This window comes from Nocardioides luteus, assembly GCF_000960475.2.
Taxonomy (GTDB): domain Bacteria; phylum Actinomycetota; class Actinomycetes; order Propionibacteriales; family Nocardioidaceae; genus Nocardioides; species Nocardioides luteus_A.
Genome location: NZ_JZDQ02000040.1, coordinates 1 through 15850 on the forward strand (window position 1 = coordinate 1; position 15850 = coordinate 15850).

Sequence of the window (15850 nt, forward strand, 5' to 3'; positions counted from 1 at the left end):
TGGCGACGGGCCGCCGAGTGGCGGCCCGCCATGTCCGCCGCCACCCGGGACGCCGAGTTCGCTCGGTGGCGGCGGGCGGTCGACCTGGCGATCGGCTGGGGTGCCTAGGACTCGGCGAGGGACTTGAGGGCGCGGAGCCTGGTGTCCCAGGCGTTGCCGATGCGGTCGAGCTCGTGGGCGAGGGCGTTGAGGCGGGAGCCGAGGGCGGCGTAGACGATCTCGCGGCCGCGGCGCTCGGCGGTGACGAGGCCGGCGTCGGAGAGTACGTCGAGGTGCTTGACGATCGCCTGGCGGCTGACCGGGAGCACCCGGGCCAGGGCGGAGGCGGACATGGTCTCCTGCCCCAGCCGGGTGAGGATGTCCCAGCGGGTCTGGTCGCCCAGGGCCGCGCACATCTCGGGGAGGGTGGGGGTCGTGGTCACGCGAGGGCCTCGGCGTACGTCTTGGCGACCTCGAGCTCCATCGCCCAGCCGTTGTCGTTGCCCTCGCGCTCCTTGAGCCAGACCGCGGGGTCTTCGGACAGGGTGGAGAAGCCGCTCTCCAGGACCTCCAGGGTCACGCCGCCGGCCGGGTTGTCCTTGATCCAGAACTCCACCAAGGTGCCCTCGGTGACGTCGCGGAACGGGGTGCCGAGCCAGCGGAACGCGGCGTAGCGCGGCTCGTCGAGCTGGACCGTGCGGAATCGGAACTCACCCATCGTGGGGTGGGTGACGACGGCGATCTCGGTGCCGTCGGGGGCGGTCTCGACGCGGGTGTTCGCGTCGTCGAGGACGGTGCCGTCGTTGACGTACCACCCCGGGCGGGTGATCAGGGACCAGACCTTCTCGGCGCTGGCCCGGATGTCGATCTGCCGGCTGATGCTGTCGAGCTCGGCGAGCTCCTCGGCGGTGTGAACCATGAGGTCCTCCTCAGATAGTGGAACTGCAACCTCAGTGTTGCACTTCCACGAGCATCTTGCAACCTTCTGGTTGCAATACCGATCGAGGAGCGAAGAGCCGGAGGGTCGCGTACGCAGCGGCGAACCAGCCCACCAACAACCCGAGCGTCGCAACCGCGGCGCCGATCTCGAAGAGCACGAGGCCCGTCGAGGCCGCGAGGGCGCTGCTGCCCGTGGCGACGGTGCCGACCGGGAAGGTGAACGACCACCAGGTCGGCGCCACCGGCAGCCCGTCGCGGACCTGGCGTACCGTCAGCGCGAGCGCCAGCGCGCTCCACAGCACGGTGAAACCCCACACCGGCACGCCGTAGCAGACCGCGAGCATGCTGAGCGCGTGGCCGTAGCCGGGCACCACCGAGGGTGCGAGCGCGCCGAGGTGGTGGACCGCCGTGGTCGACTGACCGAGGAAACCGAGCACGATCCACACGGTCGGCAACGTCGTCGGCGCCAGCGCCCCGTGGCGGATCAGCCGCTGCCAGAGCTGGTTGAGCACGAGGAAGCCGGCGATCACGGTCAGCCCGAACAGGGCATAGCAGACCAGAAGAAGGGTCTCGCGGGGCTGCCCGGCCGGGAGGTGCGGCACGAGAGCGGCACCGGTCGTCGCCGAGACCATCGGCGGCACGACCGGCATCAGCCACCCGCCGGTGGCGCTGTCGTCGGCGACCTCGTGACGGGTGATCGCCCGGTAGGGCACCGCGATCGCGGTCCACAGGCCGAGGAGCGTGCCCGCCACCCACAGGACCGCGCCCAGCACGACCGACGTGCGGGCACCGAGCACGTCGGCCCCGACCCCGATCGCACCGGCGCCGACGGTCATCAGGGCCATCGCAGGGGCTCCGTAGAAGTGGGACATCACCGGGTCGTCGTAGTGGCGACGCAGCAGCGAGCCGTCCTGCCGGATCTCGTGCAGCATCACCGCGACCGTGGTCACCAGGAGGAGGCTCGCGGCCACCCAGAACGCCAGCGCCACCGGCATCGCTCCCGGCACACGGAACGGAAGACCGGGCAGCACGACGGCGACGATGCCGGTGCCCATCGTGGCTGCGTACCAGTTCGGACCGTAGGGGAGCCTCATGTCTCCATGCTCGACTCCGCTGCGCGGCGCCGGTAGAACCCGGATGACTGTGGGCTCACAGGGATACCCTGTGACCGTGCTTCCCGACCTCCCGTCCCTCCGCCTGCTCGCCGACGTCGCCCGGCTGGGCAGCATCGGCGCCGCCGGCCGGGCGGCGGGGATCTCGCAGCAGTCCGCTTCGGAGCGGCTGCGGGCGATGGAGACCCAGGTCGGGCTGGTCCTGGTGCAGCGGGCGCGGCGCGGCTCGGCGCTGACCCAGGCGGGGAAGCTGCTGGTCGAGTGGAGCGTCGACCTGCTCGAACGCGCCGACGAGATCGAGACCGCTCTGCAGACACTGCGGAGCGGCCGCTCCGACGAGCTGCACGTGCACGCGTCGATGACGACGGCGGAGTATCTGCTCCCCCGCTGGCTCGTACGTCTCCGGCAGCAGCGTCGGGTCGCGGTGAGCCTCCGGGCCGCGAACTCCGAGGACGTCGTCACCGCCGTCCGCCAGGGCGAGGCGGACCTGGGGTTCGTCGAGGGTCCGGTCGACACCGCGGGGCTCGCCACCGCGAAGGTCGGGGTCGACGACCTCGTGCTGGTCGCGGCGCCCGACGACCGCTGGGCCCGACGCCGCGCCGGGATCAGCCCGCGTGAGCTCGCGACCCGCCCGTTGACCTGTCGCGAGCACGGCTCCGGCACACGGGCGGTCGTCGAGTCAGCGCTGGCAGCCGTCGGCGAGCGGCTGGCGGATCCCGAGGTGGAGTTCGCGACGAACGCCGCGATCCTCGCCGCCGTCCGCGCGGGTGGATCGCCGGCGTTCGTGTCCAGCCGGGCGACCCAGGCCGACGTCGACCTCGGCACCCTGGTCCGGGTGCCCGTGGCGGAGCTCGATCTGTCCCGGGAGTTCCGGGCCGTGTGGGTGGGCGGTGCCCACCCTCCCGCGGGGCCGGTCCGGGATCTCCTCGCGATCGCCGGCGCCTGAACCGGCGGCCGAGCAGCCCGAGGCGTACGTCTTCTAGCTCTGGATCCGCTCGAGCTTGGTCCAGCCGGTGTAGCCGCGCTTCTCGACGAGGCGCATGAGGTCGCGGGCGACGGGGACCTGCTCGACGAACATCGAGTCGAGCAGGGCGGCGAGCTCGTCGGGCATGGCCTGATCGCCGTCGACGTAGGCGGCCCAGTCCTCCTCGGACACCGCGTCCATCTGCGCGACGATCTGGTCGGCGATCGTCTCCAGACGCGGGTCGCCGGGCTCCCAGTCGAGCATGGCCTCCAGCTCGCGGTAGGTCTCCACGACCGAGGGGTCGTCGAGCTGACCGACCTTGTTGCGGATGAAGGCCTCCATGCTCTGCGGCTGCTGGGCGGCGACGAGGATCCAGGCGTCGCGCTCGCCCTGGATCATCCGCTCCGGGATGCCGAGCTCGCGCATCCGCTCCAGATAGGCGACCGCCTCGGGCGGGAGGGCGAGTCCGTCACCGTGGACGAGCCGGGCGATCCGCTCGCGGTGGGCCTGCCGCTCGCGGATCTCGAGACGGAGGCGCTTGTCGATCTCGGCGACCGCCTTCTTGAAATCGTCGTCGCCGGCGGCCAGCAGCTCCTTGACACGGGAGAGCGGGACGCCGGCGTCGGCGAGGATGCGGATCTTGATCAGGTCGACCACGGCAGCGGCGTCGTAGCGTCGGTATCCCGAGTGGTCGCGCTCTGGCTCCACCAGCAGCCCTTTGGCGTGGTAGTGGCGCACGGCCCTGACGGTGACACCGGCGTACGACGCCAGCTGGCTGATCGTGAGCATTCTCGAATGGTGGCGGGAACGCCCGGCTTTGTCGCGTGGTTTAGGCGAACTTGCGGCGGTAGGCGGCGGTGGCCAGGACGTACGCGACGACCAGGAGGCCGACGCACCAGGCCAGTGCGATCCACAGCTCGTTGCCCAGCTCCTGACCGGCGAAGATCGCCCGGATGGAGTCGACGATCGAGGTGACCGGCTGGTGCTCGGCGAAGGCTCGCACCGGGCCGGGCATCGTGTCGGTCGGCACGAACGCCGAGCTGAGGAAGGGCAGGAAGATCAGCGGGTAGGAGAACGCGCTGGCCCCCTCGACCGTGCCGGCCGTCAGCCCCGGGACCACCGCGAGCCAGGTCAGCGCGAGGGTGAACAGGGCCAGGATGCCGACCACCGCGAGCCAGTCGAGCACGCTCGCACTGGTGCGGAAGCCCATCAGCAGGGCGACGAGCACCACCACGACCAGCGAGATCATGTTCGCGACCACCGAGGTCAGCACGTGACCCCACAGCACCGCGGACCGAGCGATCGGCATCGACTGGAACCTGTCGAACATGCCGCCGTTCTTGTCCTGGAAGAGGCGGTAGGCGGTGTAGGCGATGCCGGAGGCGATCGTGATCAACAGGATGCCCGGTAGCTGATAGCTGACGTAGCTCTCGTGGGAGCCGGTGTCGATCGCGCCGCCGAAGACGTACACGAACATGAGCATCATGGCGATCGGCGTGATCGCGGTGGTGACGATGGTGTCGGGGCTGCGGCCGATGTGTCGCAGGGAGCGGCCGAGCAGGACGGCGGTGTCGCCGAAGAATCGCGTGGTCATCATGACTCCTTCACGGGGGTGGCGGACGCGCCGTTGGACTTGCTGGTGATGGCGAGGAAGATCTCCTCGAGGGACGGCTGCTTCTCGACGTACTCCTGCTTGGCCGGCGGGAACATCGCCTTGAGCTCGGCGAGGGTGCCGTTGGCGATGATGCGGCCCTCGTGGAGGATCGCGATCCGGTCGGAGAGCTGCTCGGCCTCCTCGAGGTACTGCGTGGTGAGCAGGACCGTCGTGCCGTTGTCGGCGAGCTCCTTGACGGTGGCCCACACCTCGATCCGCGCCTCCGGGTCGAGACCGGTGGTCGGCTCGTCGAGGAAGATCACCGGCGGGTTGCCGATGAGGCTCATCGCGATGTCGATCCGGCGGCGCATACCACCGGAGTACGTCGCGACCTTGCGGTTGCCGGCCTCGGTGAGCGAGAACCGGGCGAGGAGCTCGTCGGCGACCGCGCCCGGGTTCTTCTGACGGAGCAGCTTGGCGATCAGGATGAGGTTCTCGCGGCCGGTCAGGATCTCGTCGACGGCGGCGAACTGGCCGGTGAGGCTGATGGACGTGCGTACGTCCTGGGCCTGTGTCGCCACATCGAAGCCGTTGACCGTCGCCTGGCCGCCGTCCGCCTTGAGGAGCGTCGTCAGGATCTTCACGGTCGTGGTCTTGCCGGCGCCGTTGGAGCCGAGAAGGGCGAAGATGCTGCCCTTCTCGACGCTCAGGTCGACGCCCTGGAGGACGTGTACGTCGCCGTAGGACTTGGTCAGTCCGGCGATCTGGATTGCTGGTGTCGGGTTCATGTCGAACAGCGTCGAGGGTTGACGCTGGGTCAAGGTCAAGGATTCTTTCTGACCTTTTTTCGACGGCCCCGATCGAGGCCTTCAGGAGCGTGGAACGCGGGTCTCAGGCGTAGACGTCCGCGGCCGCCTGCATGTGGGACTCCACGACGCCGAGGGCTGCCTCGGTGTCACCCCGTTCGATGGCGTCGACGATCGGCGCGTGCTGATCGCGGGACATGATCTCGGGCAGCTCGTCGGCCTTGTTGCTCATGATCGAGACCCGGATGCGCCCCTCCAGGTGGCGCCAGCTCTCCACGAGCATCGGGTTGTCGGCGAGCTGGCACATCAGCAGGTGGAACCCCAGGTCCGACTCCAGCCGCTCGGCGAAGTCGGCCTTCTCGTCGGCCAGGCGCTCGAGCTCCTCGCGGAGCCGCGCCACCGCCTCCGCGCGCCGCGGTGAGGCGATGATCGTCTTGACGGCGAGACCCTCGAGGGCGGTGCGTACCTGGTAGAGGCCGCGGACCTCCTCGGCGGTCATGCTGTAGACCTGCAGCCGGCCGCGGACTCCCGGCTCGACGAGGCCCTCCTGCTGGAGGTGGCGCAGCGCCTCGCGGACCGTGCCGCGGCTGATCCCGAGGCGGGTGGCGAGCTCGACCTCGCCCAGATGGTCGCCCGGGCGGTACTGCCCCGAGGTGATCGCCCCGCGCAGCGTCTGCAGCGCACGCTCCCGCAGGGTGCTGCGGTCCAGCTGGGTGAACGGCTCGGTCGTGGCCACGGTCGTCTCCTCCATCGGTTGCCGACGTGCGTAGGTCGGCGCGGTTCATCGTACGCGGCGGGCTGTCGAAATGGCGACTGTCAACATTTATACACACGAGCTCTTGACAGGCGCTCGTGACGTGAGTCACTCTCGATGTCGACTGTTAACAGTCAACTGAACGAGGAGAGACAGACCTCTCCGTGACCCAGGGAGACTCAGATGGACGGGAAACCCCTCCCCGACCCCCACCTCGCCGCGGCTGCCAGCTGGCACCCGGTCGAGGGGACGCCCGCCAAGAAGCGCGTCGCGATGGGATCCTCCATCGGCGCGACGATCGAGACGTACGACTTCATCGGCTTCGGTACGGCCGCGGCGCTCTACTTCAACACCGTCTTCTTCCCCTCGAGCGACCCGCTCTCGGGCACCCTGCTCTCCTTCGCCACCCTCGGCGTCGGCTTCGCGGTGCGCCCGCTGGGCGGGATCGTCGGTGGATACCTCGGTGACAAGATCGGTCGCAAGCCGGTCCTCGTCGGCTCGCTGCTCCTGATGGGCATCGCGACGGTGATGATCGGCCTGCTACCCACCTATCAGCAGGTCGGTGTCTGGGCCGGGGTCTTGCTGGTGGCCGTCCGCGTCGTCCAGGGCCTCGCCTTCGGAGCCGAGTGGGGCGGCGCGATCCTGATGACCTTCGAGCACGCGCCGTGGCGTCGCCGAGGGCTCTACACGGGCATCACCCAGGCCGGCTTCCCGGTCGGCCTGCTCCTCGCCAACCTGGCGTTCCTGGCCAGTGTGCCGCTGGGCGACCAGTGGGCGTGGCGCGTGCCGTTCCTGCTGAGCGCCGTGCTGATCGTGGTCGGCATCGTGATCCGGCTCAAGGTCGAGGAATCTCCGGAGTTCGAGGAGATCAAGAGCGAGGGCGAGGTCGCCAAGAACCCCCTCCTCGAGGTGCTCCGCACCGACTGGCGCAACGTCCTGCGCGCCTTCTGCCTGCGCATCGCCGAGACCGCCGGGTACGCCGTCTCGGTCACCTTCCTGCTCTCCTACCTGGAGAGCGAAGACCTCGCCGAGCGACCGGTCATCCTCACCGGCCTGCTGCTGGCGGCCGGGCTCGGGATCGCCGCCACCACCCTCTGGGGCGCGCTCACGGACCGGATCGGGCGCCGGCCGGTCTACGTGTTCGGCACCATCGTGACGCTGGCGTGGGGCGTACCGCTGTTCCTGCTGATCAACACCGGGACCGCCGCGCTCATCGTGATCGCGTTCGTGATGAGCTACACGATCTGCCAGAACTCGCTGGCCGGCGTGCAGGGCGCCTGGTTCTCCGAGCTGTTCGCGGTCAAGACGCGTACGTCCGGAGCGTCGCTCGCCTACCAGCTCTCCGCCGTCGTCTCCGGCTTCACGCCGCTGATCGCCACCGCCCTGTACGCCGGGGTCGGCTGGATCGGCCCGGCACTGCTGCTCTCGGCCTACGGCCTGCTCGGTCTGGTCGCCGCGGTGATCACCACGGAGACCTGGGGCCCGAAGGAGCGCGCCGAGGTCGCCGAGCTCGAGCGGGTCGCAATCGCCTCACGCGGTGCCACTCCGTCCGCCCCGACCCACCAGGTCGCCCCGCCGGCGACCGCCACCTCCGAAGGAAAGTGACCGATGACCTCCACAGACACGATCGCCGAGGCACCGACCCGGCAGGAGCGGATCTCGCGCCTGCGGGAGTCCGCCCACCGGATCCGGCACAACGCGCTGCTGATGGGCGAGGTGCAGGGCCAGGGCTACATCGGGCAGGCGCTCGGCGTCGCCGACATCCTCGCCGTCGCCTACTGCGACCAGCTCCGATTCCGACCCGAGGACCCCGAGTGGGTCGGCCGCGACCGGTTCCTGCTCTCCATCGGCCACTACGCGATCGCGCTCTACGCGGCGCTGGCCGAGGCCGGCACCATCCCGGTCTCCGAGCTGGAGACCTATGGCTCCGACGAGTCGCGGCTGCCGATGTCGGGGATGGCGTCCTACACCCCCGGGATGGAGATCTCCGGCGGGTCGCTCGGCCACGGTCTCACCGTTGCCGCCGGGATGGCCCTGGGGCTGCGCCGACTGGGCAGCGAGTCCCGGATCTTCAACCTGCTCTCCGACGGTGAGCTCGACGAGGGATCGACCTGGGAGGCGGCGCTGGAGTGCTCCAGCCACGAGCTCGACAACGTCACCGCCATCGTGGACGTCAACGCGCTGCAGGCCGACGGCCCGACCGCCACCGTGCTCCGCACCGAGCCGGTGACCGACAAGTGGCGCGCCTTCGGGTGGCACGCCGTGCGGGTCGACGGCAACGACATCGGCGCTCTCGTCGACGCCTTCGACGAGGCGGCCGCTCATCGGGGGTCGCCGAGCGTGATCGTCTGCGACACCCGGATCGGCCGCGGCGTACCGCTCCTGGAGAACCGGGAGAAGGCCCACTTCATGCGGGTCGAGGAGCACGAGTGGCAGATCGCCCGCACCCAGCTCGAGGAAGGTTTCACCCGATGACCAGCACCGTTGCCCCCGCCGTTCCCGCTCCCGCGAAGAAGAAACTCACCACGTCGGCGATGATCGCCTCCTTCGCGGACCCGGGACAGAAGACGACGCCGGCCCCGTTCGGCCACGCGCTGGCCCGGCTTGCCGAGGAGCGGCCCGAGATCGTCGGGCTCTCCGCGGACCTGGCGAAGTACACCGACATGCACATCTTCCGCGAGGCCCACCCGGAGCGGTTCTTCCAGATGGGGATGGCCGAACAGGCGCTGCTCGGCGCAGCCGCCGGGATGGCCGAGGTGGGGCTGGTGCCGTTCGCGTCGACGTACTCCGTCTTCGCCACCCGGCGGGCCTACGACTTCCTCTGCCTCGACATCGCCGAGCCCGGGCTGAACGTGAACGTCGTCGGGGCGCTCCCCGGACTGACGACCGGCTACGGTCCCAGCCACCAGGCCACCGAGGACCTCGCCATCCTGCGCGCCTGCCCGAACCTCACCGTCGTCGACCCGTGCGACGCCGTCGACCTCGAGCAGGCGGTGCCGCAGCTGGCCTCGCATGCCGGGCCGACCTATCTCCGGCTGCTGCGCGGCGCGGTGCCGCGGGTGCTCGACGAGTACGACTACACCTTCCGGCTGGGCAAGGCTGCCGAGCTGCGTACGGGGCGTGACGTCGTGCTCATCTCGACCGGGCTGATGACCATGCGCGCCCTGCAGGCCGCCGAGCGGCTGGAGAAGGACCACGTCGACGTCTCGGTCCTGCACGTGCCGACGATCAAGCCGCTCGACCGCGAGGCGATCATCGCCGCCGCCTCTGGGGATCGCCTGGTCGTCACCCTCGAGAACCACACCGTCGTCGGCGGGCTCGCCGAGGCGGTCGCCGCCACGCTCGCCTTCGCCGGGGTCGGCCGCCGGGTCGTGCCGATCGCGCTTCCGGACGAGTTCCTCGCCGCCGGAGCCCTGCCCACACTCCACGACCGCTACGGGCTGTCGACCGGCTCGATCGTCGATCGCGTCCGCACCGAGCTCACCCACTGACCAGGAGAACTGACATGTCGAAGAGCACTGCCATCGTCACCGGCGCCGCCTCCCGTCGCGGCATCGGCCGCGCCACCGCCCACGCCCTCGCGGCCGCCGGCTGGGACGTCGCCATCCTCGACCTCGACGAGGTCGCTGCCAAGGAGACCGCTGCCGAGATCGCCTCGCAGCATGGCGTCGCGGCCCACGGCCTGGCGTGCGACGTCACCGACGAGACCTCCGTCGAGGCCGCCGTCGCCGAGCTCGAGCGCTCCGCCGCACCTGTCGGTGCGCTGGTCAACAACGCCGGGATCACCTCGCCGGTGCCGTTCCTCGAGGTGAGCGCTGCCGAGTGGGATCGCGTCTTCGCGGTCAACGTACGCGGCGCCTTCAACATCACCCACCGGGTCACGCCCGGCATGGTCGAGCGCGGCTTCGGCCGGGTCGTCTTCCTCTCCTCCGTCTCGGCCGAGCGCGGCGGCGGCGTCTTCGGCGGGGTGGCGTACTCGGCCGCGAAGGCCGGACAGCTCGGGTTCGCCAAGGCGCTCGCCCGCGAGGTCGGTCAGTACGGGATCACCGTCAACTCGGTCGCCCCTGGGCTCATCGACACCGACATCACCGGCGGCGCCCTCGAGGGCGAGCGCAAGGCCAAGCTGATCGAGGGCATCCCGGTCGGCCGCAACGGCCGCGTCGAGGACGTCGCCGACCTGATCACCTTCCTGTGCCGGCCGGAGTCGGGCTACATCACGGGCGTGACGTACGACGTCAACGGCGGGTCACACATGCACTGACGCTCCCGACCCCACGGTGAGTCAGTCGTTGCTCTCGACGGCCTTCATCGTGGGGCGGGAGACCCGATTCATCAACGGCTACCTGCCAAAGCCAGGAACCCGAGTACACCGAGCGCAAAGCTCCAGACGAGTTGAAGAGCAAGGATTGGGCCAGCAAAGTTGTGCCCGATCAGGACACTGGCTGTGAGCGCGAGGATGCAGGCGGCACCGCCGACAAGTGCAGCCGCCAAGGAAACGATCGCCAGCGGAACCGGCCGGCGCCCACGGAAGGCGGCGGAGTACGAGAACACCATCAGCGTCAGCCATCCGATGAAGGTGGCTCCGGCCGCAGCAACGAAAGCCGTCAACGGCATTCCCGAGAGTTCGCCAGCGCTGAACGATGTGGTGATGGCGGTCGACGCCGCGAATGAGACCGTGAACAGCACGACGAACGCCAAGACCACCCGCAACGTGCGCGTCTTCTTGCTCGGGTCTGCAAACCCGCGCCCGCGCACAGCCTGTCTACGACCCACTTCGTGCCTCGGCAACCTTCTGACGTAGCCAGTCTGGGGTGCTCTGCTCGTCGCGCGGGAAGGCTTCGAGGTCGAGGGCGTACAGCTCGGGGTGCACGGTGCGGCGCCACACGGGCTCGTCGTCGCGATTGAACGAGGCGTTGGCCGAGATCTTCTCGCCGTTGCCGTCGATGTTGGTGATGGTCCATTGCCCGGAGAACCAGGTGCCCCTCCCGGGCCGGTACATGACCCGCCTGAGCTCGTCGATCGACGGGACGACCACGTCCGGAGGCACGGAGTAGTCGATGTAGCCACCTGGTCGATGGATGTCGATGCGGCCGTTGGAGAGACCCAGGAGATTGCGGTGGTTGAAGACGAGCATCGTCCAGTCGCCGTCGACCTCGTCAGGGAGGCGGATGGCGATCTGCTCGAAGAGCTGTTCCTGCCGAACCACCGAAGGAGCGGTCACATCGATCACTGACATTGCCGAGCCTTTCGTCGTCGCGGCGTACGTCCACAGTCACCCGATCCGGCTCCGGGACACCGAGGTCAGCAGTGTCTCGCACGAGACCGGCACAGCGCTTCATCTCGCGGTCGAAGTCACACATCGGGAAGTCGTCCGGTTTGCCTCCGCTGGGCTTGCGAGGCCGTGACGTACGTCTTCTGTTCATGACGGTCAGTCGTTGCTCTTGACGGCCTTCATCGTGGGATGGGAGACCATGCGGTGGACGCCCGGGAGCGGGTACATCTTCTCGGTCTGGAAGCGTTCGAAGGCGTTGCTGTCGGCGACGTCGACGCGGATCACGTAGTCGATCTCGCCGTAGACGCGCCGCATCTCGGTGACCTCCTCGTAGGAGGCGACCTTCTCCTCGAATTGCTCGACGACCTCCCTGCTGGTCATCGTGATCTGGACGAGCACGTAGACGCAGAACTCCCGCCCCGAGGCCACCGGGTCCAACCGGGCCCGATAGCCGGCGATCACCCCGGACTCCTCCAAGCGCCTGACCCTGCGCAGACACGGCGCAGGCGTCAGACCCACCCGAGAGGCCAGCTCGACGTTGCTCAACCGACCGTCGATGGTGAGTTCACGGAGAATTGCTCGATCTATGGCATCAAGGCTCGTCATATTGCTCAGTCTCCACCTTTAAGGACATTATCGGCAATCAAAGTGCGCCGAACGAGCGATAGAATGGCGTGCATGCTGGAACAACTGGCCGCCTTCGCGGCCACCTCGCTCGTCGTCATCGTCGTCCCCGGTCCGGACATGATGCTGACGCTGCGCAATGCCGCCCGCAGCGGACGAGCCGGGGCCCTCTGGACCGCGGCCGGCATCATGACGGGCCTCGCGATCCTCGGCACCGCCGCCGCCCTCGGCATCACCGCCCTGCTGACCGCCTCCCCCACCCTGTTCCAGATCGCCCGGGTCGCCGGCGGCGTCTACCTCGTCCACCTCGGCGTCCAGGCCCTGCGCGCGTACGTCCGCGCCCGCCGCGAGCATCGGACCCCGGGCGTATCGGCAGCCGCAGCCGCCATCGCCCACCCGAAGCCGGGTGGCATCGCACGCTCCGCATGCTTCCGCCAGGGCCTGCTCAGCAATCTCCTCAACCCGAAGGTCGCCGCCTTCTACCTGTCGCTGTTCCCGCAGTTCGACCTCTCGCCGCTGGCGCCGCTCGCCCAGCACATCGCTCTCGCGGCGACCTTCTGGCTCCTCTGCCTGGTCTGGTACGCCGCGCTGATCACCGTCATCACCCGGCTCGCTCCGCGCCTGCAGTCACCGGCCTTCGCGCGGCGTACCGAAGGGTTGGCGGGCACCGCGATGACCGGGCTCGGTGCGCTCGTGCTCACCGGCTCGGCATGACCTTTGACTTCAAGTACTTGAAGTTCTTAGCGTCATCGACGTGACTGCATCGACGACTCGGACCTACACGATCCGGGAGGTGGCGACGCTGACCGGGCTGCCGGCCAGCACGCTGCGCTACTACGAGACGATCGGGCTGATCGAGCCGGTCAGCCGCGGCGCGAGCAGCGGCCACCGGGTCTACGACGAGTCCGACCTGGACCGTCTGACCGGTGTCGCGTGCCTCGCCGCGATCGGCCTCTCGATCGACGACATGAGGACGTACGTCGGCAACAGCCGGCTCGGGCGCGACGGCGCGCGCGAGCAGATCGACATGCTCACCGAGCATGCCGCGCACCTCGCCCGGGAGGCCGAGTTCCTCGAGCTGCGGCGGGCGTACGTCGGGCTCAAGACCGACTACTGGCGAGCCGTCGCGGCCGGCGACGAGGCGCGCGCCGATGAGATCGGCGAGCAGGCACACGCGCTGGCGGGCCAGATCCGCAGCCGCGAGAACCACTGATCCACCCCCATCTCAGACTCAGGAGAACATCCATGCGCGTCAACGCGTACGCAGCCCCCTCCGCCGGCGAGCCGCTGGCCCCGACCACCATCGAGCGTCGCCCGGTCGGGGAGAACGACGTCCTCATCGCGATCGAGTACGCCGGCATCTGCCACTCCGACATCCACACCGTCAACGGCGACTGGGGCCCGCAGCCGTTCCCGGTCGTCCCGGGCCACGAGATCGTCGGCCGCGTCACCGAGATCGGCTCCGCGGTCACCGACCACCAGGTCGGCGACCGTGTCGGCGTCGGCTGCTTCGTCAACTCGTGCCGCGAGTGCGACAACTGCCGCAACGGCGACGAGCAGCACTGCTCGACCCCCGGCGGCGGTGTCGGGACGTACGCCGCGAAGGACCACGACGGCTCCTTCACCCAGGGCGGCTACTCCACCCATGTCGTGGTCGACGCGCACTTCGCACTCAAGGTGCCCGAGAGCATGGACGCCGCTGCGGCGACGCCGCTGCTGTGCGCCGGCATCACCACGTACGCCCCGCTGAAGCGGTGGGGCGCGGGTCCCGGCAAGAAGGTGGCCATCGTCGGGCTCGGCGGCCTCGGCCACATGGGCGTCAAGATCGCCCACGCGATGGGCGCCGAGGTCACCGTGCTCTCGCAGTCGCTGAAGAAGCAGGAGGACGGTCTGCGGCTCGGCGCCGACCACTACTACGCCACCTCCGACCCGGCGACGTTCGAGACGCTGAAGAACAGCTTCGACCTGATCGTGAACACGGTCAGCGCCGAGATCCCCGTCGACGACTACCTCGGCCTGCTCGCCGTGGACGGCACCCTGGTCAACGTCGGCGCCCCGCCCGCGCCGCTGAGCGTCAACGTGTTCTCGCTGCTCACCAACCGCCGCAACTTCGCGGGCTCGATGATCGGCGGCATCCCGCTGACCCAGGAGATGCTCGACTTCTGCGCCGAGCACGGCATCGGCGCCGACGTCGAGGTGATCTCGGCGGAGCAGATCAACGAGGCGTACGCCCGGGTGCTGGCCTCCGACGTGCGCTACCGCTTCGTGATCGACACGGCCACGCTGGCCTGATCGCGTCCTAGCCCCAGTGGGCGGGCCGGTCGTGCCCTGCGGGCAGGCGGGTGCTCCCGTCTCCTCGCAGGGCGTTGACCTGCGCCTGGCTGAGGAAGAGGGCCCGCGAGAGATCGGCGCCCGCGACGGCCGCGTCCCGGAGATCCGCGCCGAGCAGGTCGGCGTCGGCGAGGTCGACGCCGCGCAGGTCGGCGGCCACCAGGAGCGCGCTCCTGAGGTCGGCGCGACGCAGGTCTCGCCTGCGCAGGTCGCGGCCGAGCAGGTCGGCGCCGGCCAGTGACTGGCCGGCGGGGTGGCGTACCTCTGTGCTCACCCGGCGGAGCGCGTCCCCGACCGCCGAGCGCAGTCCGCCGACGTCGGTGGCGAGCACCTGGCTCGCTGAGCCGGCCGCTGCGGCGGAGACCTGCTCGGTCAGCTCGGCGAGGTCGGGTGACGGGCTGCGCTCGGCGGCCTCCTCGAGCAGGGCCAGCATCTCGTGCAGGTGCCGCATCACCGCGAAGACGTCGAACATCTCCTGCCGCCGCGTCGGCTCGCTGCGCCAGTCGGCGCCGCCGAAGGTCACCTGGGTGACCTGCTGACCTGCGCCGAAGCACTCGAACACCGTGCACCCGGCATACCCGCGGTCCCGCAGCCGGTCGTGGATGCCGCACCCGAAGTCGGGTCCGAGGTGGCGGCACGGGTCGCCGCCGGCCTTGTCCTCCGGGAAGTCCGCCGAGCGGGCGAAGGGCAGCGCCACGCAGCACAGGCCCGCACAGCGGGAGCAGTCGGACCGGTAGGTGCTCATCGGAGGCAGGTTAGCCCGCCGACCCGGCGAAGGTCGCGGCCCAGTCAGGCGAGCGCGTCGACGATGGCGGCGAAGGCCACCGCGTGCCCACGGGCGTTGCCGTGGATCCGGTCGCGGGCGTAGATCGACGCGTCGGCCGACAGCGGATGGTGGTGGGTGTCGATGTGGATCCCACCCAGACTCTGCGTGACCTCGGCCGTGATCCGGTCCAGGGTGTCGAACCGCTCGGCCATCTCCGGCGCCTGCTCGGCGGGCACCAGCCCGGAGCGGGCGAGGTCGAAGAGGCCGACGGTGAGGACCGTGGCTCCGCTCTCGGCCAGCGGCCGGAGGAGCAGCTCGAGCTGCGTACGCAGGTGGTCGGGGTCGAACGGGTTGAACGCGTCGTTCCCGCCGGCGCTGACGAGCACGGCGTCGGGCGCGAACTCCAGGGCCGGCTCGAGCTGGACCTCGCGGATCTCGTCGACGGTCAGGTAGGGGATGGCGAGGTTCACCGACTCGAACCCCGGGCGGGTGCTCGCCAGCGCGTCCGTCAGGCGCTCGGCGAAGGAGGCGTCGCGGTAGCCGTCCAGCGGGCCCCGCACGCCGGCGGTGACGCTGTCACCGAGGACGGCGAACCGCTGCCACGGCCGGTGGCGGAGTCGCTCGGCGGCGGTCCCGGGGTCGATGCAGTGAGGGTCGGCCGCCTCCAGCTCGAAGCCGCCGGTCAGTTCATGGGTCGTCATGAAATGAG

Annotated in this window: 20 protein-coding genes; 8 read left to right on the plus strand and 12 right to left on the minus strand. The window is 69.8% G+C overall.

Annotated elements, in window-relative coordinates; translation table 11 throughout:
• Window positions 1–104: 104 nt before the first annotated feature.
• Genes UG56_RS22960 through UG56_RS22970 form a run of 3 tightly spaced genes read right to left on the minus strand, consistent with a single transcriptional unit; the run spans window position 105 to window position 2012 of the window.
• Entirely contained in the window at window positions 105–422 is a 318-nt protein-coding gene (locus UG56_RS22960) for an ArsR/SmtB family transcription factor (RefSeq protein ID WP_218145269.1), read from the minus strand.
• Window positions 419–898 carry an ATPase gene (locus UG56_RS22965; RefSeq protein WP_045549229.1) on the minus strand — a complete coding sequence of 160 codons (480 nt, stop codon included), beginning with the start codon at window positions 896–898 and terminating at the stop codon, window positions 419–421. The genes UG56_RS22960 and UG56_RS22965 overlap by 4 nt, the downstream gene beginning before the upstream one ends.
• 31 nt (window positions 899–929) lie before the next feature.
• Window positions 930–2012, minus strand: coding sequence for a TDT family transporter (locus UG56_RS22970; protein ID WP_045549230.1), 1083 nt, complete (start codon window positions 2010–2012; stop codon window positions 930–932).
• Between the two features lie 70 nt (window positions 2013–2082).
• Between UG56_RS22970 and UG56_RS22975 the strand changes: the two genes are divergently transcribed.
• Entirely contained in the window at window positions 2083–2976 is an 894-nt protein-coding gene (locus UG56_RS22975; protein ID WP_084101496.1) for a LysR family transcriptional regulator, read from the plus strand.
• 33 nt (window positions 2977–3009) lie between these two features.
• Here UG56_RS22975 and UG56_RS22980 read toward each other — a convergent pair whose 3' ends face one another.
• The 4 genes from UG56_RS22980 to UG56_RS22995 form a co-directional block, all read right to left on the minus strand.
• Window positions 3010–3783, minus strand: a complete 774-nt coding sequence (locus UG56_RS22980; RefSeq protein WP_045549232.1) for a MerR family transcriptional regulator — start codon at window positions 3781–3783, stop codon at window positions 3010–3012.
• Between the two features lie 40 nt (window positions 3784–3823).
• A complete protein-coding gene (locus tag UG56_RS22985) occupies window positions 3824–4588 on the minus strand; it encodes an ABC transporter permease (protein WP_045549233.1) in 765 nt (254 codons plus the stop codon).
• Entirely contained in the window at window positions 4588–5376 is a 789-nt protein-coding gene (locus tag UG56_RS22990) for an ABC transporter ATP-binding protein (RefSeq protein ID WP_045549234.1), read from the minus strand. Before UG56_RS22990 ends, UG56_RS22985 begins: the two co-directional genes overlap by 1 nt.
• A 103-nt stretch (window positions 5377–5479) precedes the next feature.
• Complete coding sequence (locus UG56_RS22995) at window positions 5480–6130, minus strand: GntR family transcriptional regulator (protein WP_008355349.1); 651 nt, start codon at window positions 6128–6130, stop codon at window positions 5480–5482.
• Between the two features lie 201 nt (window positions 6131–6331).
• Between UG56_RS22995 and UG56_RS23000 the strand changes: the two genes are divergently transcribed.
• Genes UG56_RS23000 through UG56_RS23015 form a run of 4 tightly spaced genes read left to right on the plus strand, consistent with a single transcriptional unit; the run spans window position 6332 to window position 10409 of the window.
• Entirely contained in the window at window positions 6332–7753 is a 1422-nt protein-coding gene (locus tag UG56_RS23000) for an MFS transporter (protein ID WP_045549236.1), read from the plus strand.
• Between the two features lie 3 nt (window positions 7754–7756).
• Window positions 7757–8623, plus strand: a complete 867-nt coding sequence (locus tag UG56_RS23005; RefSeq protein ID WP_045549237.1) for a transketolase — start codon at window positions 7757–7759, stop codon at window positions 8621–8623.
• A complete protein-coding gene (locus tag UG56_RS23010) occupies window positions 8620–9639 on the plus strand; it encodes a transketolase family protein (protein ID WP_045549238.1) in 1020 nt (339 codons plus the stop codon). Before UG56_RS23005 ends, UG56_RS23010 begins: the two co-directional genes overlap by 4 nt.
• A gap of 14 nt (window positions 9640–9653) precedes the next feature.
• Window positions 9654–10409, plus strand: a complete 756-nt coding sequence (locus tag UG56_RS23015; protein WP_045549239.1) for an SDR family NAD(P)-dependent oxidoreductase — start codon at window positions 9654–9656, stop codon at window positions 10407–10409.
• Between the two features lie 71 nt (window positions 10410–10480).
• On the opposite strand, the gene UG56_RS23020 is transcribed toward UG56_RS23015, so the two are convergent.
• The 3 genes from UG56_RS23020 to UG56_RS23030 all read right to left on the minus strand — a co-directional run bounded on the left by UG56_RS23020 (window position 10481) and on the right by UG56_RS23030 (window position 12026).
• The gene (locus tag UG56_RS23020; RefSeq protein ID WP_143055157.1) at window positions 10481–10834 is read right to left on the minus strand and encodes a hypothetical protein; all 354 of its coding nucleotides are present in this window, start codon (window positions 10832–10834) and stop codon (window positions 10481–10483) included.
• A gap of 76 nt (window positions 10835–10910) precedes the next feature.
• The gene (locus UG56_RS23025) at window positions 10911–11384 is read right to left on the minus strand and encodes an agglutinin cell wall attachment protein (RefSeq protein ID WP_256206846.1); all 474 of its coding nucleotides are present in this window, start codon (window positions 11382–11384) and stop codon (window positions 10911–10913) included.
• A 192-nt stretch (window positions 11385–11576) separates the two neighbouring features.
• A complete protein-coding gene (locus UG56_RS23030; protein ID WP_177191539.1) occupies window positions 11577–12026 on the minus strand; it encodes an Lrp/AsnC family transcriptional regulator in 450 nt (149 codons plus the stop codon).
• 72 nt (window positions 12027–12098) lie between these two features.
• Between UG56_RS23030 and UG56_RS23035 the strand changes: the two genes are divergently transcribed.
• The 3 genes from UG56_RS23035 to UG56_RS23045 are packed head-to-tail and all read left to right on the plus strand — an operon-like array spanning window position 12099 to window position 14336.
• Window positions 12099–12758: a LysE family translocator gene (locus UG56_RS23035; protein ID WP_177191540.1), complete on the plus strand. Its 660-nt coding sequence runs from the start codon at window positions 12099–12101 to the stop codon at window positions 12756–12758.
• A gap of 40 nt (window positions 12759–12798) precedes the next feature.
• Window positions 12799–13257: a MerR family transcriptional regulator gene (locus tag UG56_RS23040; protein ID WP_045549241.1), complete on the plus strand. Its 459-nt coding sequence runs from the start codon at window positions 12799–12801 to the stop codon at window positions 13255–13257.
• 32 nt (window positions 13258–13289) lie between these two features.
• Window positions 13290–14336 (plus strand): NAD(P)-dependent alcohol dehydrogenase, encoded by a 1047-nt coding sequence (locus tag UG56_RS23045; RefSeq protein ID WP_045549242.1) that lies wholly within the window; start codon window positions 13290–13292, stop codon window positions 14334–14336.
• Window positions 14337–14343: 7 nt separating this feature from the next.
• Here the strand turns inward: UG56_RS23045 and UG56_RS23050 are convergent, their stop codons facing one another.
• Both UG56_RS23050 and UG56_RS23055 read right to left on the minus strand, forming a co-directional pair.
• Window positions 14344–15120: a pentapeptide repeat-containing protein gene (locus UG56_RS23050; protein WP_071327275.1), complete on the minus strand. Its 777-nt coding sequence runs from the start codon at window positions 15118–15120 to the stop codon at window positions 14344–14346.
• Between the two features lie 44 nt (window positions 15121–15164).
• Window positions 15165–15842 carry an SGNH/GDSL hydrolase family protein gene (locus tag UG56_RS23055; RefSeq protein WP_045547517.1) on the minus strand — a complete coding sequence of 226 codons (678 nt, stop codon included), beginning with the start codon at window positions 15840–15842 and terminating at the stop codon, window positions 15165–15167.
• Window positions 15843–15850 lie beyond the last annotated feature (8 nt).